This is a genomic window from Anatilimnocola aquadivae, assembly GCF_049819085.1.
Lineage (GTDB): Bacteria > Planctomycetota > Planctomycetia > Pirellulales > Pirellulaceae > Anatilimnocola.
Map to the genome: position 1 here is coordinate 7,383,451 of NZ_CP187419.1, position 19,108 is coordinate 7,402,558.

20 protein-coding genes are annotated in these 19,108 nt (G+C 58.9%); 11 read left to right on the top strand and 9 right to left on the bottom strand.

Annotated elements, in window-relative coordinates; translation table 11 throughout:
* Window positions 1-37: 37 nt before the first annotated feature.
* The 4 genes from NA78x_RS29250 to NA78x_RS29265 all read right to left on the bottom strand — a co-directional run bounded on the left by NA78x_RS29250 (window position 38) and on the right by NA78x_RS29265 (window position 4,198).
* On the bottom strand, window positions 38-493 hold the full coding sequence (locus tag NA78x_RS29250; protein ID WP_425615916.1) for a hypothetical protein: 456 nt from the start codon (window positions 491-493) through the stop codon (window positions 38-40).
* Window positions 494-512: 19 nt separating this feature from the next.
* A complete protein-coding gene (locus NA78x_RS29255; protein ID WP_425615917.1) occupies window positions 513-1,673 on the bottom strand; it encodes a lactonase family protein in 1,161 nt (386 codons plus the stop codon).
* A gap of 27 nt (window positions 1,674-1,700) precedes the next feature.
* Window positions 1,701-3,155 carry a PQQ-binding-like beta-propeller repeat protein gene (locus NA78x_RS29260; RefSeq protein ID WP_425615918.1) on the bottom strand — a complete coding sequence of 485 codons (1,455 nt, stop codon included), beginning with the start codon at window positions 3,153-3,155 and terminating at the stop codon, window positions 1,701-1,703.
* A gap of 182 nt (window positions 3,156-3,337) precedes the next feature.
* Window positions 3,338-4,198 (bottom strand): hypothetical protein, encoded by an 861-nt coding sequence (locus NA78x_RS29265; protein WP_425615919.1) that lies wholly within the window; start codon window positions 4,196-4,198, stop codon window positions 3,338-3,340.
* A gap of 1,462 nt (window positions 4,199-5,660) precedes the next feature.
* On the opposite strand from NA78x_RS29265, the gene NA78x_RS29270 reads away from it, so the two are divergent.
* The 4 genes from NA78x_RS29270 (at window position 5,661) to NA78x_RS29285 (ending at window position 9,692) form a co-directional block, all read left to right on the top strand.
* Window positions 5,661-5,900 (top strand): acyl carrier protein, encoded by a 240-nt coding sequence (locus NA78x_RS29270; protein WP_425615920.1) that lies wholly within the window; start codon window positions 5,661-5,663, stop codon window positions 5,898-5,900.
* Window positions 5,901-6,030: 130 nt separating this feature from the next.
* Complete coding sequence (gene fabF, locus NA78x_RS29275; RefSeq protein ID WP_425615921.1) at window positions 6,031-7,281, top strand: beta-ketoacyl-ACP synthase II; 1,251 nt, start codon at window positions 6,031-6,033, stop codon at window positions 7,279-7,281.
* A 417-nt stretch (window positions 7,282-7,698) separates the two neighbouring features.
* On the top strand, window positions 7,699-9,078 hold the full coding sequence (locus tag NA78x_RS29280; protein ID WP_425615922.1) for a KamA family radical SAM protein: 1,380 nt from the start codon (window positions 7,699-7,701) through the stop codon (window positions 9,076-9,078).
* An 89-nt stretch (window positions 9,079-9,167) separates the two neighbouring features.
* Window positions 9,168-9,692 carry a YkgJ family cysteine cluster protein gene (locus NA78x_RS29285; protein WP_425615923.1) on the top strand — a complete coding sequence of 175 codons (525 nt, stop codon included), beginning with the start codon at window positions 9,168-9,170 and terminating at the stop codon, window positions 9,690-9,692.
* 15 nt (window positions 9,693-9,707) lie between these two features.
* On the opposite strand, the gene NA78x_RS29290 is transcribed toward NA78x_RS29285, so the two are convergent.
* From NA78x_RS29290 to bcp, 4 genes are all read right to left on the bottom strand, one after another.
* Window positions 9,708-9,983, bottom strand: a complete 276-nt coding sequence (locus NA78x_RS29290) for a DUF1844 domain-containing protein (protein ID WP_425615924.1) — start codon at window positions 9,981-9,983, stop codon at window positions 9,708-9,710.
* A gap of 39 nt (window positions 9,984-10,022) precedes the next feature.
* Entirely contained in the window at window positions 10,023-10,493 is a 471-nt protein-coding gene (locus NA78x_RS29295; protein WP_425615925.1) for a hypothetical protein, read from the bottom strand.
* 59 nt (window positions 10,494-10,552) lie between these two features.
* Entirely contained in the window at window positions 10,553-12,190 is a 1,638-nt protein-coding gene (locus NA78x_RS29300) for a CTP synthase (RefSeq protein WP_425615926.1), read from the bottom strand.
* 309 nt (window positions 12,191-12,499) lie between these two features.
* Window positions 12,500-12,982, bottom strand: a complete 483-nt coding sequence (gene bcp, locus NA78x_RS29305; RefSeq protein WP_425615927.1) for a thioredoxin-dependent thiol peroxidase — start codon at window positions 12,980-12,982, stop codon at window positions 12,500-12,502.
* Between the two features lie 323 nt (window positions 12,983-13,305).
* Between bcp and NA78x_RS29310 the strand changes: the two genes are divergently transcribed.
* The gene (locus NA78x_RS29310; protein WP_425615928.1) at window positions 13,306-13,581 is read left to right on the top strand and encodes a hypothetical protein; all 276 of its coding nucleotides are present in this window, start codon (window positions 13,306-13,308) and stop codon (window positions 13,579-13,581) included.
* Window positions 13,582-13,657: 76 nt separating this feature from the next.
* On the opposite strand, the gene dusB is transcribed toward NA78x_RS29310, so the two are convergent.
* Entirely contained in the window at window positions 13,658-14,785 is a 1,128-nt protein-coding gene (gene dusB / locus NA78x_RS29315) for a tRNA dihydrouridine synthase DusB (protein ID WP_425615929.1), read from the bottom strand.
* A 60-nt stretch (window positions 14,786-14,845) separates the two neighbouring features.
* Between dusB and NA78x_RS29320 the strand changes: the two genes are divergently transcribed.
* The 6 genes from NA78x_RS29320 to NA78x_RS29345 all read left to right on the top strand — a co-directional run bounded on the left by NA78x_RS29320 (window position 14,846) and on the right by NA78x_RS29345 (window position 19,093).
* Window positions 14,846-15,445 (top strand): 5-formyltetrahydrofolate cyclo-ligase, encoded by a 600-nt coding sequence (locus tag NA78x_RS29320; protein WP_425615930.1) that lies wholly within the window; start codon window positions 14,846-14,848, stop codon window positions 15,443-15,445.
* 136 nt (window positions 15,446-15,581) lie between these two features.
* Complete coding sequence (locus NA78x_RS29325) at window positions 15,582-16,172, top strand: hypothetical protein (protein WP_425615931.1); 591 nt, start codon at window positions 15,582-15,584, stop codon at window positions 16,170-16,172.
* Window positions 16,173-16,207: 35 nt separating this feature from the next.
* A complete protein-coding gene (gene thiS / locus NA78x_RS29330; RefSeq protein ID WP_425615932.1) occupies window positions 16,208-16,408 on the top strand; it encodes a sulfur carrier protein ThiS in 201 nt (66 codons plus the stop codon).
* 4 nt (window positions 16,409-16,412) lie between these two features.
* Window positions 16,413-17,285: a thiazole synthase gene (locus tag NA78x_RS29335; protein ID WP_425615933.1), complete on the top strand. Its 873-nt coding sequence runs from the start codon at window positions 16,413-16,415 to the stop codon at window positions 17,283-17,285.
* A gap of 119 nt (window positions 17,286-17,404) precedes the next feature.
* On the top strand, window positions 17,405-18,703 hold the full coding sequence (locus NA78x_RS29340; protein ID WP_425615934.1) for an NINE protein: 1,299 nt from the start codon (window positions 17,405-17,407) through the stop codon (window positions 18,701-18,703).
* A 24-nt stretch (window positions 18,704-18,727) separates the two neighbouring features.
* Complete coding sequence (locus NA78x_RS29345) at window positions 18,728-19,093, top strand: cupin domain-containing protein (RefSeq protein ID WP_425615935.1); 366 nt, start codon at window positions 18,728-18,730, stop codon at window positions 19,091-19,093.
* Window positions 19,094-19,108: the final 15 nt, after the last annotated feature.

Sequence of the window (19,108 nt, forward strand, 5' to 3'; positions counted from 1 at the left end):
GGTGTCATGCATCAACTTCCTGCAAACAAGCTGTGGCCTACTTTGTGGCTGTGCAATACGGATTCTCAATCCGCCAGCGGTCGGTGCGAATGATGCCGATGCGCTCGCTGTCGATGGCCCCGATCACGTCTTGTTCCAGCGTCACAAACGGATAGCGGCAATTCGCTTCAGTGCCGAGGTGCTTCAGCAGATGCTCGCGGCAATAGGCCTCGTCGCGGGCGTTGCCGAACTCTTCGATCACCGCCGGTGGTTGAATCCCCACGCCATAGCCCACGGGATTGCCATCGTAGATCCGATGGCAATGAAAGGCATTGGGATCGAGCAGTTGACCTTCGGGACCGTAGACGCGGTAGTTGCAGTACTGCGTCGGCGCATCACGAAACATCGGCCCGGAGGTGAAGGGGTAAAGATCGCCCCACACCACCGGCACGACAATGTTCGCGAGCAGGAACGTCACTGCAGCAACCAGAGCCAGTTGATCTCGTTTGAGCATGACTGTGTGGGACCAATTTCTACTGCTTGAGGAACTTGATGCAGACCGGAGCGGCCAATTCGATCTTGTCGCCAGTGGGCGCGAGCGAGCCAGTCTGCTGATCGATTTTGAAGACCAGCACGTCGTTGCCCGACTGATTGCCGACGAGCATGAACTTGCCGGTGAGGTCGATGTTGAAGTTGCGCGGTGTCTTGATCCCTTCGCCTTGGTGCCCCGCAGCGGTCAGCTTGCCGGTTTTCTCGTCGACTTGAAAAACGGCAATGCTGTTGTGGCCGCGGTTGCTGCCATAGACAAACTTGCCACTCGGATGCACGACAACTTCCGCCGTGCTGTTGTTGGCGGTGAAGCCTTCCGGCAATGTCGAGAGCGTTTGCACTTCGGTCAGCGAGCCTTTGTCAGCGTCATAGGCGAACACGGTCATCGTCGAAGCGGTCTCGTTGATCGCGTAGGCCGTTTTGCCGGAGGGATGAAAAGCGAAGTGCCGCGGTCCAGCCAGATCGGGGCATTTGCCAAAGCCCGGTTCGTGCGGCGTCAGCTTGCCGGTCGCAGCATCCAGGTTGTAGATCACCACCTTGTCGAGACCCAGATCAGCACAGAAGGCCCGCTTGTTGTCGGGCGACACATTGATCGAATGCCCGCGCGGAACGCGCACCTTCCCCTTGGGATCGGGCATGGGGTTGTTCTCGTGCTGAAAGAACGACGTCACATCTCCCAAGCTGCCATCGGCCTTCAAAGCCACGGCGCAGCAACTGCCGCCGCCGTAGTTGGCCGCGAGGACGCACTTGCCCGCACGATCGACGACCAGGTGGCAAGGGCCTGGACCGCCCGAATGTTGTTCGTTGAGTTGCTTCAGCCCGCCGGTCTTATCGTCGATTGCAAAGGCCGTGATGCCGCCAGCCTTCTTGCCGAGAAACTCACCCACTTCGTTAACGGCATACAGGTGCTTGCCATCGGGATGCAAAGCGAGGAACGTCGGGTTCACCGTCTCCGCGACCAACTTCGGCTCGCTCAGTTTGCCGGTCGCCGCATCAAACTCCGAGAGGTAGATTCCCTTGCTCCCCTTTGCACTCGTGTACGTGCCGAGATAAACCCGCTGTTTGGCCGGCGCGGCATCGTCGGCTGCCTGCAAGAGGGATGAAGTTACGAGCATCGTCAGCAGAATCGCCAGGTTGAATTTCATGTGGTATTTCCAGGTATTCGAAATGAATTACTTGTTTCCAATGCAGTACAAATGTCCGGTCGTGCGGATGTAGAGTTTGCTATCGGCAATGGCGGGAGTGGCGTAAGCTTCTTCGCCGAAATCAGCGGTGCTGACTGTTTTCCATTGATCTTCGGCGGAAGCGATCGTCAGTTTACCTTCCTGGCTGATCAAGAAGACCTTGCCATCGGCAGCAACCGGCGAGCAATAGTAATCGCCCGTGCCCGAGACGCGAGCAGTCCGTTTCGGTTCGCCCGTTTTGGCATCGAGGCAAGTCAAGATGCCGCCGTCCTTCACGGTGAAGAGTCGACCTTGATAGTAGAGCGGTGAAGCACAGAACGGCACATAGCGGTTGAACCGCCAGCGGACGTGCGACTCGCTGATGTCTCCTTGGCCGCCGGGAGCAATCGCGATCACGACGTTCTGCGACTGATCGAAGAGCATGCGAAACTCGTCGTATTCGGCGCGCGTGACCTTGCCATCCTTGTTTCGATCGCATTGCGTAAAGCGTTGACGGAGCGCGCCCTTGGGCAACTCTGCTTCTTCGAACGTGCCGTTCTTATCTTGATCGTATTCGGGAGCCACTTTGTCGAAGGCATCGAGCGCGATCCGCTCGCCGGGGTCTCCACCGGCGGACCAGCCCGCGACGAAGAGATGGTTGTCTTCGCCGATGACCGGCGTCATGCACACGACGCGCGAGACACCGCGCACGGTCCATAGTTGCTTACCAGTTTCCAACTCGTAGCCCACAACCTTGAGCGTGCCGGCGAGCACAACTTGCGATTTGCCACCGACGTTCCAAATGACGGGCGTGCACCAGTTGCGCGAATAATCAATGCCACGGTCGACATGCCAAAGTTGTTCACCCGTCCGCTTGTCGTAGGCAGCGAGAAAGGAACCTTGATCGTGGTCCTGACACAATAGCACGCGATCGCCAACGATGATCGGCGAACTGCCGGCGCCGAAATCGTTATTGAAAGGCCCCATCGCTTTTTTCCAGAGCAGCTTGCCTGCATGGTCGTAGCAATAGAGGCCGCTGGAGCCGAAAAAGCTGACCACGCGTTCGTCATCGGCGGCGGGGCTGGATTGCGCATGGCTGCCCGTGCTGCTATGGACCTTTTCCAGCTCGCCGTGGGGTGCCTCTTGTTCCCAAGCAATCTGGCCTGTGGCCCGATCGAGGGCGATGGTCAGCAGCTGCTTTTTGTCGCGCACGCCGGTGAGGAAGATTATGTCTTTGATGATGGCGGGCGAGGAGTGACCAGGAGGCAAAGCAGCCTTCCAGACAACATTCTTTTCGGGGCCAATCTCGGCTGGCAAAGAGGTGCCTAGCGGAGCAACACCTGCGGAGTTCACGCCGCGAAACTGCGGCCAATCCTCGGCTTGCGTTTGCGCCATCCATGGCGACAAGCCGAAAACTCCCAGGGCAATCAGAAAACTAGCAAACGAATCGGGGCGAGATTTCATGGCGAGCAATCCATGGTGAGCTGGGGCTGGAGCCTAGCGGCTGGTCCCACATTCTCAACCATTTCTGCTCAGGTTGCGAGCGGTTCGCCTCGCAAATCAGCCTGAAACGGGTCGCACCTCAAGTAGTAAGACAGAGTTGGAAATCGAAGTGAAATAACGAGGACACAGATTGGAACCGGCGATTAGTAGCGTTCGTCGTAGCGGCGAATGTGGGGCTCGGCTGCTTGAATGGCGGGCGAGCGACCATAGTACGACGAACCGTTGTTGACAGCAGGAGCAGGCGACTGAGCGTAGTTGTGCTGGTTGTAGCTGCTTTGGTTATAGCTACCAGCATAGGTGTTGTTGGTCGCATAGCTGCTGGTAGCAGGGCGAACCGGCTGCAGAGCAGGAGCAGCGTAGTTGCTGGCAGGGAGACTATTCGCTGCATAGTTATTCGCCGAGTAGTTGCTCGGAGCCGGCCGTTGGTAGGTCTCGGCGAACGATGGGTGACGGTCTTGATAATCGTTCGCACGCACCGGCTGAGCCGACGGCAGTTCGACGAGTTGACCACGATCCAAGTCGTTCAGCGGCAACTCCCGCGAAGCATCGTAGTTCGTCGCGTAGTTACGAACGGCCTCATTCCGCGGCGGAGCCAGGCGAGGGATCTCATTCGCGGCCTGACGTTGCACACGCAGATCGGCAGGCAACATCGCGTCGCCTCGTTCCCAAACGCGCGAGGCAACATCCATCGCTCGCTGGCTGTTGTGGTCGAGCACACCCTCGACAAACCGTTGTTGTTGCGGCGAGACCGGACGAGCAAAGTCGCTGGCCCATACCGCCGGCGGAGTCGACTGGCTGGAACCCAGATCGAACTTGCGAGCCGAGCGAGCATCGAAAAAGACCTGGTTCGGAGTCACTTCCGGCAGCTGCGACAGAGAAGTCGCTTGGGGCTCGCCGCTCCAGAAAAACGTCGAGCTGAAGGTTGGCAACATCGCCAGCACAGCCACGACTGCGGCGATTTCGAGGACCATGCCACCGAGGAACTTGAACGGATTCGCGGACATCACTCACCTCCCTGTTATTTGACGGATGGTTCCACCTTCCGGAATGGCCTGACTGGCGATCTGCCAGTCCGACGCTTCCAGACAAGCAAGCCGCAGGCCAAAACCGGTGACTCACTTGCAACTCAACTCGCTGATGCTGTCCTACCAAGACTTTACGTTCGCCAACCGAAATCTGTTCACCAAATCATACGGGCGAGAACATGTCACTCTTACAACGGATTTTCTCATTTTGGTGAAGCTTTACCGATCATTCGAGACGCCACACTGAATGCTGCCGCACCAATTTGAATCGCCTACTGCCTGGGCTAGCACGCTCGGCAATCACCTTCTTCACCACGCCCGCCGCAGTGACTTCCGACATGTACAATTGTCGCCGAACCCGTGACTAGTTAGGTCACGCCGCGCACAGAAAATTTTTGACCACCTGAAAGCAGGGCCAGTCGACGTCGCGCCTAACATTGCCGAATTGGCAGTTCAACCGCTGAAAACGGCTCAGTTAACCAAGGAAGCGCAGGGCGGCCTGACAAGTATCGCGGGGCGGCTAGCACTCGGATTAGCACCGCAGGTGAGACACTAGGCCAGCCCTTTCGGCCTGAGGACTGGGCTCTTCAAAATTAAATGTCGCAAAGAAATGATAGCGACATCATTGACAAACAATCACGACATTGCGCAAATATCCGGACGTGTATGCAACTGACAAAAGTCGCCGAGAGCGGCCAGGGTGGTCGCTGCGCGCTGATCGTTGTTGGTCAGGCGAGCTCGGTCAGAAGAGACAAGGAAACTGGTAGCGAGGATCGCACCCCCTGATTAGGGCCTGTTCAGGGGGCGTTTTGAACAGGGCCGAACATGGTTATCAAACGGTTATCAGAAAACGGCTGTTTGGGAGCCAAGTTTCGACGCAAGCGATTTAATTTCAGTGGTTTATGGCGAATGACTTGGCTGACATTTTCGCGCAAAAAGTTATCAAAACTGGCTATCAGGGCGAGGGTGAACAGGACTGTTCAGCGGTCACTTTTGCGGGGCGATTGGCAGTCGCCAAACTGGCTCGCAAGTGGTTATCGGCGGGCAGGGCAAATGCCTGGCGATTATCGGCAAAGGTGATTGCTGGGAAGGTAGTTACGGAGATCGAGGCGATGAAACAAATCGCACTAAAAGGTTATCAAAAAGTGGTTATCAAACGGGCCTGGTCGAGTCGTGGCCAGGCCTGTTCAAGGGCTGTTCAGAGCATGCTGCCGAGAGGCAGGTCGAGCAGTGATTGTCGAGCACGACGAGTCGGTCACTTCCCGCAGCCTGGCAAACGAACCCGCTGCGAAGCAAGTACTAGGCTTGACCCGTCTTGCGAATCTCCTCTATCTTATGCTGTTTCATCCCTGAGGACGGATTCCCGTCCAAGGGGGACTTTGTAGCTTGTGCTGGCCGAAGGTTAGGGCCGCACTTCCTTGGTGTATGGAGGACGGTGAAAGTGGCATCCGTCGCTGAACGCGTTATTGATATCGTCGCCGAACAATTGGGCGTCGACAAAGAGAAGATCACGCCAGAAACCTCGTTCGTCAATGATCTTGGCGCTGACTCGCTCGACACAGTCGAGTTGGTCATGGAGCTCGAGGAAGAATTCGATATCAACATTCCCGATGACGCCGCGGAGAAGATCCAAACCGTCGGTCAGGCGATCAAATTCATCGAAGAAGCTCAAAAAAGCTAGGCTTGAAAACCGGTCGATGATGATCATTGGATAAACCCAGTCTCCCTTTCAGGAACTGGGTTTTTGTGTTTGCTGGTGCGCAGGCGGCTTGTGGGCAGCTTTGGCAGGTTCTGATTGCGGACGGTTTGCTATGAAACGGCGTGTCGTAATTACCGGAATGGGTGTCGTTTCGTCGCTTGCCTGCAAGGTGAACGAACTGTGGCAAAAACTGCTGGCCGGCGAGAGCGGCATTCACGAACTGCGGGCGTTTGACGTTACGCGGTTCAAGATTCGCTTTGGCGGCGACGTCCACGATTGGAATCCCGAAGCGCATGGCGAAGCTTTTCTGGATCGCAAAGAGATCAAGCGACTCGATCGCTTCTCGCAGTTTGCCCAGGTGGCTTGTCACGAGGCGATTCTCGAATCGGGCCTCGATTTCAGCAAGGAAGAGGCCTTTCGTTGCGGCGTGATCCTCGGCAGCGGCATTGGCGGCTTGCACGAGATCGAAGAGCAGGTGCAAAAGATGCTCGAGAAGGGACCGGACCGGGTCAGCCCGTTTACGGTGCCCAAGATGATGCTCAACGCGGCGGGTGGCAACATCTCGATTCGCTACGGCCTGCGCGGCATCAACTACTCGGTGGCCACGGCCTGTGCCAGTTCGAACAACGCCATTGGCGACGCCTTCAAGGCGATTCAGTACAACGATGCTGACGTGATGATTACCGGCGGAACCGAAGCGGCCATCACGCCAATGAGCCTCGCTTCGTTTCAGAATATGAAGGCCCTGTCGTCACGCAACGATGCTCCCACGCTGGCCAGTCGGCCGTTTGATGCCGATCGCGATGGTTTCGTCCTAAGCGAAGGGGCCGGCCTGCTGGTGATTGAAGAACTCGAGCATGCCAAGGCTCGCGGGGCCAAGATTCTGGCCGAGATTCTCGGCTTTGGCGCTAGCGCCGATGCGGGGCACATTACGGCTCCCGACGAACATGGCACCGGCGCTGCCCGGGCCATGAGCGATGCCCTGCGCAATGCCGAGTTGAACCCCACCGACATTCAGTACATCAACGCTCACGGCACCAGCACGCCGCTGGGCGATAAGGCCGAGACCCAGGCGATTAAGCGAGTCTTTGGCGACCACGCCAAGGACCTGAGCGTATCGAGCACCAAGAGCCAACTGGGGCACACTCTCGGTGCGAGTGGCGGCTTGGAACTGATCGCGACGGTGAAGTCGATCTGCGACTCGGTGATCGCCCCCACGATCAACCTGGATACACCCGACCCGAATTGCGACCTCGATTACACGCCGAACAAGCCGCGCGAGCGAAAGATCAAAGCGGCACTGAGCAACAGCTTTGGCTTTGGCGGGCACAATGCGTGTGTGATCGTCGGGCAGGTTCGTTAAGGATTCTTCATCGTGGGGCAAGGCCAAGAAGCCCGCCGCTACGAATTGGCCGCGGGCTTTTTTCTCATTCTTTTGGTCAATACGACAAAAAGTCCATTGACAGTTTTGCCGTAGCACCCTTTAATTCCGCGCTACGACGAAATGTCGCTGTCATGGATGCCTGGTCACGGATAACCGGCTTTGATAGTTGTCGATTTCGTCGCGGGATGGCTCGGTGAAGACTACCGAGTCCTGCGATGGTTTCTTTACAGGCCAGTTCGAGCACATTTTCGACCGAAGCCGCGGTGAGCGGATGCTGCCTTCGTGTTGAATGCTTGGATTCTTTGGCCGCGAATCGCGGTGTTTGCGATTCGGCGTTGGACGGCAAGGAGACCGTTCCGGACGCACTTTATCTGGCTCCTGGGGATATCCCACGGTATGAACAGCTCCGATTGCGAGCAGACGTTGACGAGTGTCGCTTTGGAGGAACCTCCGAGTAGTACGTACACCGCTACCAGTTTTACCCTCACCCTATCTCCGCCGACGGCTTCCGCCAGCACACTGCTGAAGCGAGAGGTCCGGCCCAATGACAAGACTCGGATCGATGGGCCTCACGGGGCTCAGTCGTCGCCACTGGGAGACGCCCCCAGCGAGCAAGCGACCGCTCCGGTGGCGTTCAATCGCAAGGCGAAAACCACTTCACGGACGAAGGCGTTTCGCAAGCGATTCTTTCCCGATGTGCTCGACAAGGACTGGAACGACTGGCGTTGGCAGTCGCGCCATCGCATTCGCACGGCCGACAAGTTCGAGCAGATGCTGGAGCTTTCCGACGCCGAAAAAGAGGGGCTCTCGAAGGGTGGCAACTTGCTGCCCGTCGGCGTCACGCCCTATTACATGAGCCTGCTCGACCGCGAAGATTCGCAGCAGCCGCTGCGCAAGACCGTCGTGCCGGTGCGGGATGAGTTCATCCGCACGCCCGGCGAAGCCGACGACCCGCTCGGTGAAGATGGCCACAGCCCAGTGCCGGGATTGGTGCATCGCTACCCCGATCGCGTGCTGCTGTTGGCCCTCGATTTTTGCTCGACCTATTGCCGCTACTGCACAAGGTCGCGCGTGGTGGGTCACGGCGAGATCATGCCGAACGAGAAGCGACTGGAGCAGGCCTTCGACTACATTCGCAACACGCCGACGATTCGCGACTGCCTCATCTCGGGCGGCGATCCATTGGCGCTCAGCGACGAAAAGCTCGATTGGATGCTCGGCAAGTTGCGAGCGATTCCGCACCTGGAGTTCATTCGCATCGGGACCAAGATGCCAGCCGTGCTGCCCCAGCGCATCACGCCGTCGTTGTGCCGCGTGCTGAAGAAGCATCATCCCCTGTGGATGAGCATTCACTTTCTGCACGGCGAAGAATGCACGCCCGAAGCGTATCAGGCTTGTGCCCGGCTCGCCGACAGTGGCATTCCTCTCGGCGCGCAGACGGTACTGCTAAAGGGTGTGAACGACAGCGTCGGCACGATGAAGGATCTGTTTCATCGGCTGCTGATGATGCGCGTCCGGCCGTACTACATCTATCAGTGCGACCCCATCAGCGGTTCGGCTCACTTCCGCACCAGCGTCAGTAAGGGGTTGGAGATCATCGAAGGCCTGCGCGGTCACACGACCGGTTACGCGGTTCCCTCGTACGTGATTGATGCTCCGGGCGGCGGCGGCAAAATTCCGCTGCAGCCCAACTATGTCGTTGGCCGCGATGGCGACGACCTGCTGCTGCGTAATTACGAAGGGCAGGTCTATCGCTATCCAGATCCGGTAGGGTAGTTCTCAATAGAAGTAGGGTGGGTCGAGCGGTGCTCCGCTCGACCCACCATGTCTTTGCAATTCGCGGTCCTACGCCGAGTCGCAGCAATATGTCTGAAGAATTCCTCTGCATCCGCTGCTCGCGGCACATGAAGACCTGCTGCCAGACGTGCGACATTTACACGACGCTGGGCGACGTGCGACGCATCGAAGCCTTCACGGGGCAGACCGGCTTCACCGAGTTTCGCGGGCCGAGCCAACCTGCCTATGCCGATCAAGACGACGACCCCATTTGGCGGGACAACGTCTTTCGCCCCGACGGCACTCGCCGCGTTCTCAAAAAGCAGGCGAACGGCGATTGCACGTTCCTGGGCAACGCGGGCTGTGTGCTGCCACTCGAAACTCGCCCGCTGATCTGCCGCATCTATCCGTTCGACTACACAGCCGACGGCATCGGCGAAGAGCTCTCGGAAGGCTGCCCCATTGAGCTGCTCCAAATCGGCCAAAGCTTGATCGAAGCCCTCGACATGAATCTGTCCGACGCCCAACGCTGGCACCGGCAGTTGTATGAAGAGTTGCCGAAAGAGAATGTTGGAGTTCCGGCTTCAGCCGGTCCTTCGCAAGTCACCGGCTAAAGCCGGAACTCCAACTTACTTCTTATTCTTCAGCGTCACATACGCCATTTGCAATTGGCTCGTGGCGGCGGAAAGCAGCGAGGCTTCGTCGCTGGTGAGATTGCCTTTGGTCTTTCCCTCGAGCAGCGCCAGGGTATCGATAAAGTGCTTGGCAAGGTCGAGGTTCACTTCGGGCTTGTTGGTGCGCGGGTCCGAGATGACACCGAGCGCCACGCTGGCCTGCGTCGCGAGCGTTTGCACCAGCACGATGAAGGAAGCGGGCGGAATTTGCTGGCTTGGATCAGCGGACATCATTTACCTCGAAATGAGCAAAAATCGGCTTGTAAACTCTCATCGTGCAACTTGATCTTGAATCTCCCAATTGCCAACCAAATTGTAGGGTACTGGCTCGCGGCCGGGGTACATGGCGAAAGTCAAAAATGGCAAATAGATGCTGAATACTACCAAGCCGGTCGCGACAACTTCGACGTGCGGAATGGCACCGGCTGGAATGTTCAGCTGGAGAATCACGAACGCGTCAAACAAAACGAGCACAAACACGCCGCAAAAAAGTGCGGCCTGCTGAGCGGACCGTAGTCGGGGACCACACCGGTTGGTGCGAATGTGCAAGCACCCGGCAACCATCCGCGTGAAGAAGGCACCAATGGGTAGCACCACCGCAGCGATTTCAATCACCTTGTCGGCATTGGGAATCAACCAGCGAATGAAATGAGGAAGGCCAAGCAGCACCAGTGGTAATACGCCATCCCAGGCGACTACGCGCCAAGCCCAGCGGACGAAATTGATCCTCGTGCGATGCACTGCCAGGTGTCCGGGAAGGGATAGGTGCAGCCGCCAGCCGTTAACTTAGGCCAAGCATCCTACGACGCGCTCGCTTCGGCCAATCGTTCGGCCCGTTGCGAACGTCGCAATATGGCCGCGTTCACAAAACCGGCGAAGAGCGGATGAGCTTGAATCGGCTTCGACTTGAACTCAGGGTGAAACTGCACCGCCAGGAACCACGGGTGATCGGGAATCTCGACGATCTCGACCAGCTTGCCGTCGGGACTAGTGCCGGTCACATTCAGGCCATGCGCGGCAAACTGCTGCCGGTATGCGTTGTTGAATTCGTACCGATGCCGATGGCGCTCCTGCACCTGCTCGCTGCCATAGCACTCGCGGGCGTGACTGCCTTCGGCCAGAGCGGCCGGATGAGTTCCCAGCCGCATGGTGCCGCCCATGTCGACGATATTCTTCTGGTCGTCGAGCAGGCAGATCACCGGATGATGCGTATCCTTGCTGAACTCGGTCGAGTGGGCCCCATCGAGCTTGGCCACGTGACGCGCGAACTCAATCACGGCGCATTGCATACCGAGGCAGATGCCAAAGAACGGAATGCCCCGCTCGCGGGCGAACTTGATCGCTTCAATCTTCCCTTCGATGCCCCGCTCGCCAAAGCCACCGGGAACCAGAATGCCGTCGTAGCCTTGCAGCAGGGCGGCGGCCCCTTCGCGTTCGATGTCTTCGCTTTGAATGCGTCCGACGCGAATCTGGGCGTGGTGGCTCATGCCGGCGTGATCGATCGATTCATAGATCGACTTGTAAGCGTCCTTGTGCTCGGCATATTTGCCAACCACGGCAATGCTGATCTCGTGCTTGGGATTTCGCAGCACGTGCAGCAGATTTCGCCAAGCATCGAGCGCCAGATTGCCGGCCGGCAACTGCAAACGCTTGACGATGAACTTGTCGAGACCGTTCTCGACCAGGCTCAGCGGCACTTCGTAAATCGAGAAGTCCTTGTCCTTCTCCTCGATGACCGCTTCGATGGGCACGTTACAGAATAGGGCGATCTTTTCGCGATCTTCCCGTTCGATCGTCCGTTCGGTGCGACAAATGAGAATGTCGGGCTGGATACCAATCTGCCGCAGCAGACCGACGGAGTACTGCGTCGGCTTGGTCTTCAATTCGCCGGCCGCTTTCAGGTACGGCACCAGCGTCAGGTGAATGTAGAGGCAATTCTCTTTGCCCACGTCGAGGGCATACTGGCGAATGGCCTCCATGAAGGGCTGGCTTTCGATATCGCCGACCGTGCCGCCGATTTCGGTAATCACCACGTCGACATCGGGCGTGGCCAGCTTCGAAATGCAGCTCTTGATTTCGTTGGTAATGTGCGGGATCACCTGCACGGTCTTGCCCAGGAACTCGCCGCGCCGTTCCTTGTTGATGACCGAGAGATAAATCTGGCCGGTCGTATAGTTGGAATCGCGGGTAAGGGGCCCGTTGGTGAATCGCTCGTAGTGTCCGAGGTCGAGATCGGTCTCGCTGCCGTCGTCCAGCACGTAGACTTCGCCGTGCTGATAGGGGCTCATGGTGCCCGGATCGACGTTGATGTACGGATCGAGTTTTTGCATCCGTACGCGCAGGCCGCGCTGCTCGAGCAACATGCCGATGGAGGCACTGGTCAGCCCTTTTCCCAAAGAGCTCACGACGCCACCGGTCACAAAAATATGCTTGGTCATTTGCAGCGAATTCCCTGCCAAAATCACAGCCCAAGAAAGGGCGCATCACGCCGCCCGTAATCGCACGCCCAGTCCCTTGCCCGCCTAAGCTTTATCTTACCAAATTACCCCCGCTGCCTTATAGGGGCGACGCGGAGGTCAGGGGGTCAGGAGTCAAAGGTGGGAACAGCTGCTCGCGGCCGCTCGCGTCTGCAATCTGTGCGTCCATCCATTCGGGCTGGGGCACTGTCGAGATCAAGCCTCGGGGGCGTGAAAGAGTCGCGAAGTCTGATGACTCCTGAATTCCTCCCAGTTCCTAGCTCCCAGTTCCTAGCTCCCAGTTCCCAACTCCTTCAGCGCTTCTAGCACCTTTGCATCGTGGCCGTCGACTTTTACTGCGCGCCAGACTTTACGAATGACACCTTGGGCATCGATCAGGAACGTCGAGCGGGCAATGCCCATTCGCTTTTTGCCATACATGTTCTTTTCTCGCCAGGCGCCGAACTTCTCCGCGACGGCATGCTCGGGGTCGGCGAGCAGCGGAAAGTTCAAGTTGAACTTGTCACGGAACTTGCCGTGACTGGCGACATCGTCGGGGCTGATGCCTAGCACCTTCGCGCCGAGAGCCTTCAGTTCGCTGTGAAGGTCTCGGAATGAGCAGGCCTGGCGAGTGCAGCCTGGAGTGTCGTCGGCCGGATAGAAATAGAGCACGACCGGGCTCCCCTTGAGGTCGGAGAGTTTCACTTTGTTGCCTTTGTCGTCGGCGAGGGTAAATGCAGGAGCCTTCGTACCTTCTTCGAGCCAGTCTGCCATCGTGTTGCCTTTGCGGAGAGCTTGGGAATTCGTTTCGCAAGCATTTTAAACGACCGGCAAGCAGGCGGAGGTTTGAGACTCGCGAAATTTGCGCGCGATTGAGCCCTCAGCAAGCAGCGGGGCCGCTAGAAAATCAACAGGCTGCTTCTGGAAGTTGAGCGATAGCAGGCAACAACGCACAAACCCCCCTGAAAGGAAGCGTAACAACGCCTGACTTGCCTGTTGTAGCTTTTGGCATCGCATGTGCTTTACCAGCGGGCACGGGCTGGGAAAAAGGGTTTTGCCAGCGATGTTTTGCACCGTTATGCATGAGGGAGTTGGAAATGAAGAGCCTGTTTTTGGTCGGTCTCGTGGGATTGTTCTCGCTCGCCAGCGTCGTGGATGTAGAAGCCGGTTGCCACCGTCGTTGTGGCGGTCGCCATCACCGTCACCGTGGTTGCGCTTCGGCTTGTCAGACTAACTACGGCGGTTGCTACACCGGTGGTTACACCAACGGTTGTGCCGTCCCTGCTGCCACGCAATACGAAATGGCCCCAGCGGTCGATGCTCCAGTCGACCCCAATGCAGTGCCGCCACCAGTACCCGCTCCCGCTAACTAGTGCCTGGGCACGCCCGAGATTTGGGTTCGCATCTCACGCAGTTGGACCGTGAGATGCTGCAGTAATTGAAACCGCGCTACCCACACGATTCTTCGCAAGACTCTGCAGCGTCGGCCGGTTGATAATCGGCGGGGTTGTCTTGGCGAGGGAAGTGCTGCGCGACGGCAGCGAGAAATTCGAACCGGCTGTTCACGTGGCCGACGGCACCGCGAAAGTGTCGAGTGCCCGCTTTGCCTTGGGCGTAGTTGCAGGCGAACTTGCGCATCAGCAGCGTGCCCCGCTCTTCGCCAAAGCGTTCACACACGAGTTCGTAGTGCCGTAGCATCCAGTCGCGCTGTTCGTCGAGCGATGGCTCGGGCGGGATTGGGTCGCCACGCAACGCAGCGGCGCACTGTTGAAACAGCCAAGGCCGGCCCAGCGAAGCGCGGGCGATCATTACCCCATCGACGTTGTAGCGCCGGAAAGCTTCGACGACCTTCTGCGGCGAATCGAGATCGCCATTGCCGATGAGCGGGATGCGTTTCAGGTGCTGCTTGATTTCGGAGATCTTTTCCCAATCGGCACTGCCACGAAAAAAGTCGGACGCAACGCGACCATGCACCGTCAGCGCCGCTGCACCGGCCGCTTCGACGACGCGGGCAATCTCGCAGGCATTGATCGAAGCGTGCGAGCAGCCCAGGCGAATCTTGGCGGTCACCGGAGTCGGCGCGCAAGCTTCCACCACGCGTTCGATGATCGCTCCCACTCGCTCGGGAAACTTCAGCAGGTAAGAACCGCTATGAGCCCGTTCGGTCAGGTCTCGCACCGGACAGCCAAAGTTGAGATCGACCACGCTCACTTGAAACTCGTTCGCCAGGCGATGGCCGACGCGGGCCAGGGTTTCGGGATCGTTGTCCCACATCTGCACGGCGAGTGGTCGGGGCTCATCTTTCACGCCCCACAGTCGCTCGGGATGTTCGGCCGCGTGATCTTCCATCCAGACAAAGCTGCGGGCACTCACCATCTCGGTCGCCAGCAGCCCGGAGCCGCCGAACTTGCGCACAATCTGGCGATAGGCATAGTTGGTGAAGCCCGCCATCGGGGCCTGCAGAATCGGCGGATCGACCTGCACGTTGCCGATGAACAGGGGCTTCACTTGGGGCAGGGGCAGTGCGTCGCTCGCGGTCGGAGCCGCGGAATTTGTTAAAGTAGCTGGCGTGGTCATCCCTGCAGTTTGTCGCGCGAAGGCGTTTCGCGCCAAGTGCTCCTGGCGAGAAAGAGGCGAATGTCTGGAATCGAACTGACCCCCAAACAGCTCTTCCGCGAGCTGGCTCGTGCCCGGCGAGCAGCCGTCGACCAGCGCGCTGAACGGAGCGCCGCGATCTGCCAACGATTGATGACATTTCCGTTATGGGCTGCCGCCAACACCGTTTCGATCTACGTCGATTTTCGGGACGAGGTCCAAACCAGGCTGCTCCTCGACGCCGCCTGGGCCAGCGGCAAGCAAGTGACCGTGCCGTTCTGCAAGCCCGACAAAACGCTCGGCATGTTCGCCCTCGCATCGCTGGGCGAACTACAGCCCGGCAAATTCGGCATTCTCGAGCCGCCCCGCCCACTGCAAAAAGATCCTCTGCGGCTGATCTCGCCCCCGCAGCACGATTTGCTCGTGACCCCCGGCCTGGCCTTCGACCACGCTTGCCAGCGAATGGGATATGGCGTGGGTCACTACGACCGCCTGATTCCCTTGCTGCGTGCCGACTGCCTCAAAATTGGCCTCGCCTTCGATGCCCAAGTGGTCGAGCATTTGCCCACCGAACCCCACGATGCCCCGCTGGATTTGATTGTGGCCGAGACAGCGACGTACAGCCGCGACGGACAAGGTTGATTTCTGACTCTTTGGCTGGTGATTCCCTGGCGAATGCGATACGATGCAAGTGGCTCACGTCTGGAATGGTGAGCCACTTTTCTGGGCTGAGTTTCTGGGGCCGAGATATCACAGGCAGAGGGACAGTACGATGGCGATGAAACGATTTCGTGGCCGAGCGACCTGGTTGCTGGCCGGTTTAGCGATGGGTTTGCTGTTCGGCTTGGGAACCACCGCCGGGCTGATGTATTCCGGCCGAACCGCCGTGAATCCTGCGGTCACATCGTTGCCTAGCCATCCCGCCTGGCCGCAAGGCTTGCCGCTGCATGCTTCGACGGCTGCCACCAGCGACTCGCTGGCGATGGCGACGGGCCGCGTCGACGATCAAGTTGAAGGGCTCTTCACGCTCGACTTCATTACCGGCGACCTGCAATGCTTCGTGCTCAATCCGCGGATCGGTAAGTTCGTGGGTTGGTTTAAGACCAACGTGACCACGCAACTGCCCGTGGAAAAAGGGAAGAAGCCTTCTTACGTCATGACGACCGGCACGTGGGAACCTGTGGGCGCTTCGACCAATCAACGCCCTGCTGGTTGCGTCGTGTATGTGGCCGATGCCAACACCGGCATGTTTGCCGCATACACGTTCCCTTGGGTCAAAGGCGCGGCCTCTTCGGGCGTCCTGCAATCGACCCCGATGATTCCGCTCGATGGCAACAAGGCTCGCAACATCGTGCTGCGGTCCGAGTAATTCCTCTCTTCGCAATTCTCGCCCACCAAGCTGCTGTGAATATTGTGCTCAATGGAAAGGTTCAGCAACTGCCCGGCCCGTTAACGGTTGCGCAGTTGCTGGTGAACCTGAAGATGCCGCAGCGTGGTGTGGCGGTCGAAGTAAACCAAGAGATTGTCCCGCGCTCGTTGCACGAGCAGCATCAGTTGCGCGAAGGCGATCGGCTGGAAGTCGTATCGCTCGTGGGGGGCGGCTAAGCCTATGAGCCTTGCTGCCAATGCGGGACAAGTGCCTGCTGAGAACTCGGCCCGCGACGAATCGCTTGTCATCGGCACGCACACGATGCGCAGCCGACTGATTGTCGGCACTGGCAAGTACGAGACCTTTGCGCAGATGCAGCAGGCGCTCGATCTCTCGGGAGCCGATTGCCTCACCGTCGCCGTGCGGCGCGAACGCCTGTACGACGGCCAAGGCCAGAACATTCTCGACTTCATCGATCTGGAGCGCTACACGCTGTTGCCGAACACGGCCGGCTGCTACAACGCCGACGATGCCGTGCGCGTCGCTCGCATGGGGCGCGAGATTCTCCGCTCGCTCGAGAACCCCGGTGCCGATTGGGTGAAGCTCGAATGTCTGGGCGATCCCAAAACATTGCTGCCTGATCCGATCGAAACGCTGCGCGCCACCGAGCGACTTGTCGCCGATGGTTTTCAGGTTCTCGTCTATACCAGCGACGATCCAGTTCTCGCCCGCAAATTGAAAGCGGCAGGGGCAACCGCGGTGATGCCCGCCGGCAGTCCGATTGGCTCCGGCCAAGGCGTGCTGAATGCCAACAACATTCGGATCATTCTTGAGTATCTCAAGGCGGATGATCCGACCTACCCGGTGATCATTGATGCCGGTGTAGGGACGGCCAGCGATGTGGCCTTTGCCATGGAATTGGGAGTCGACGGCGTGCTGCTTAACACGGCCATCGCGCACGCGCGTGATCCGCTCGGCATGGCCCGCGCCATGCGTGCAGCGTGCGATGCCGGCCGCTGGGCATATCTGGCCGGTCGCATCCCGCGGCGTCTCTACGCTCAAGCGAGCAGCCCGGAGGAAGGTGTCATCAGTTTGCGGCCGTACAGTTCGTAGCGGTTATTCTGGCATTCGCGTGCATTTTGCACCTTCTCTCTGGAAAACTCCGCCGCGACTGTTCACGATAGGGATTCGCCCGCGAAGCAGTCTCTTGTTGTCACCCGCCCGACTCTCTCATGCCTGTTGAAGCCGCCTGCCCCAGTTGCGACGGAAAGTTCCGCCTCCCCGATGCGGCGGCCGGGAAGAAAATCCGCTGCCCCAAGTGCAAAGGCCCGCTCGACGTTCCGCCCCTGGCTGCGGCGGAAGCGGCTACGGCTGAAACTGCTGCGCCACAGGCAGTGAAGCCAACGACTGTACCAGAACCTGCGAACGCAGCCTCTTCACCACCAGCGCCCTTGCCGCCGGAAGTCAGCCTGCCACCTGCTACTCCGCTACCGCCAGCGATGTCTCTAGCGCCGAGTGTTCCCGCCGGCAAAACGGTCGAAGCCACTTGCCCCAGCTGTGCAGGAAAGTTTCGCTTACCCGAAGCGGCCGCTGGCAAAAAGATTCGCTGCCCGAAGTGCAAGGGCCCGGTCGAGGTGCCTGCCATCGATGCACCAGTGTCGCCGCCAGCTGCTGTCACGCCCACAGTCGGCGAGGGGCTGAAATCTGCCTGGCGCACTGCTTCGCAAGAGCCCGCGCCGGCCGAGATGCTACGGACACCGACGGCCACCTCGCCAGCGGCGACAGTCAAACCGCAGCCTGAAAAAACGCGCGTCGAAAAAGCGAAGCCAGAGCAGTCCAGGCCCGAAAAGCCCGTATCGGAAAAGCGAGCCGTCGAAAATCCTGCTGCGGTCGCTGCGACCATCGACATTCCGAAGAAGCCGGCAGCCGTGCCGACGACGAAACCCACGCCGGTCGAGATCACCGTTCCCACGCCACCGGCTAACAAGCACAAGTTTGTTGCTCCCGAGCCGACGACGCCGCAATGGTTCTTTCGCGGCGAAGATGGCGTCGCGTTCGGGCCGGTCGATCGACCGACGCTCGATGCCTGGAAAGCGGAAGGGCGGATTTCTGTTGATTGCCAGGTGCTGCAACAGGGGAGCGATCAGTGGCAATGGGCCAGCGATCTCTATCCGGAGTTGGAAGAAGCCGAGGAAGAAGTTCCGGTTGCTACACCTGCAGCCGTTGAAGAAAACTCCTCGAAGGGCTCCACAAAGAGTTCTTCGATCCACACCGTTGCGAATGAAGAGGAACACGAAGAAGAATCGCTCACTAACGAAGCCCGCCTGAGTCCCCACAGCAAGCCCGTGGCGTTTTTGCTTGCCCTGACGCTAGGCTGGCTCGGCATTCATCGCTTCTATCTGGGTTACGTGGGACTGGGGCTCGCCATGCTCTTCACGCTGGGCGGGCTGATGATGTGGAGCCTCACCGATGCGCTCCGTATTCTGTTTGGCCACGTTCCCGATTCCGAAGGTCTCAAGCTGCGCGACTAAGCGGCAACTGATCGTGGGACACCGATGACCACTCCGCTGAACAATCTATTCGCTGCCATCCCCGCTGACCTGCCGCAAGAACTGACTCAGGTGCTGCTCGCGGGAACTTCGCTGCGCATCGAGCGAATTGTGTCGCGCGGGCAGTCATCGCCGCCAGGCTTCTGGTACGACCAGCCTGAAGCCGAATGGGTGCTGCTGGTGCAAGGTGCAGCCAGGCTGCGAGTGCTTGACGCTGCAGGCACTGAGCGAGAGGTCTCGCTGGCCCCGGGCGACTTCTTGCATTTGCCCGCTCATCAACAGCATCGCGTCGAGTGGACAGATCCGACCGAAACCACCATTTGGCTCGCGATCTTCACCAGTGATAAGATGGAGACGCCTCGCCCCGCTTGAAAGTACTTGGAGATA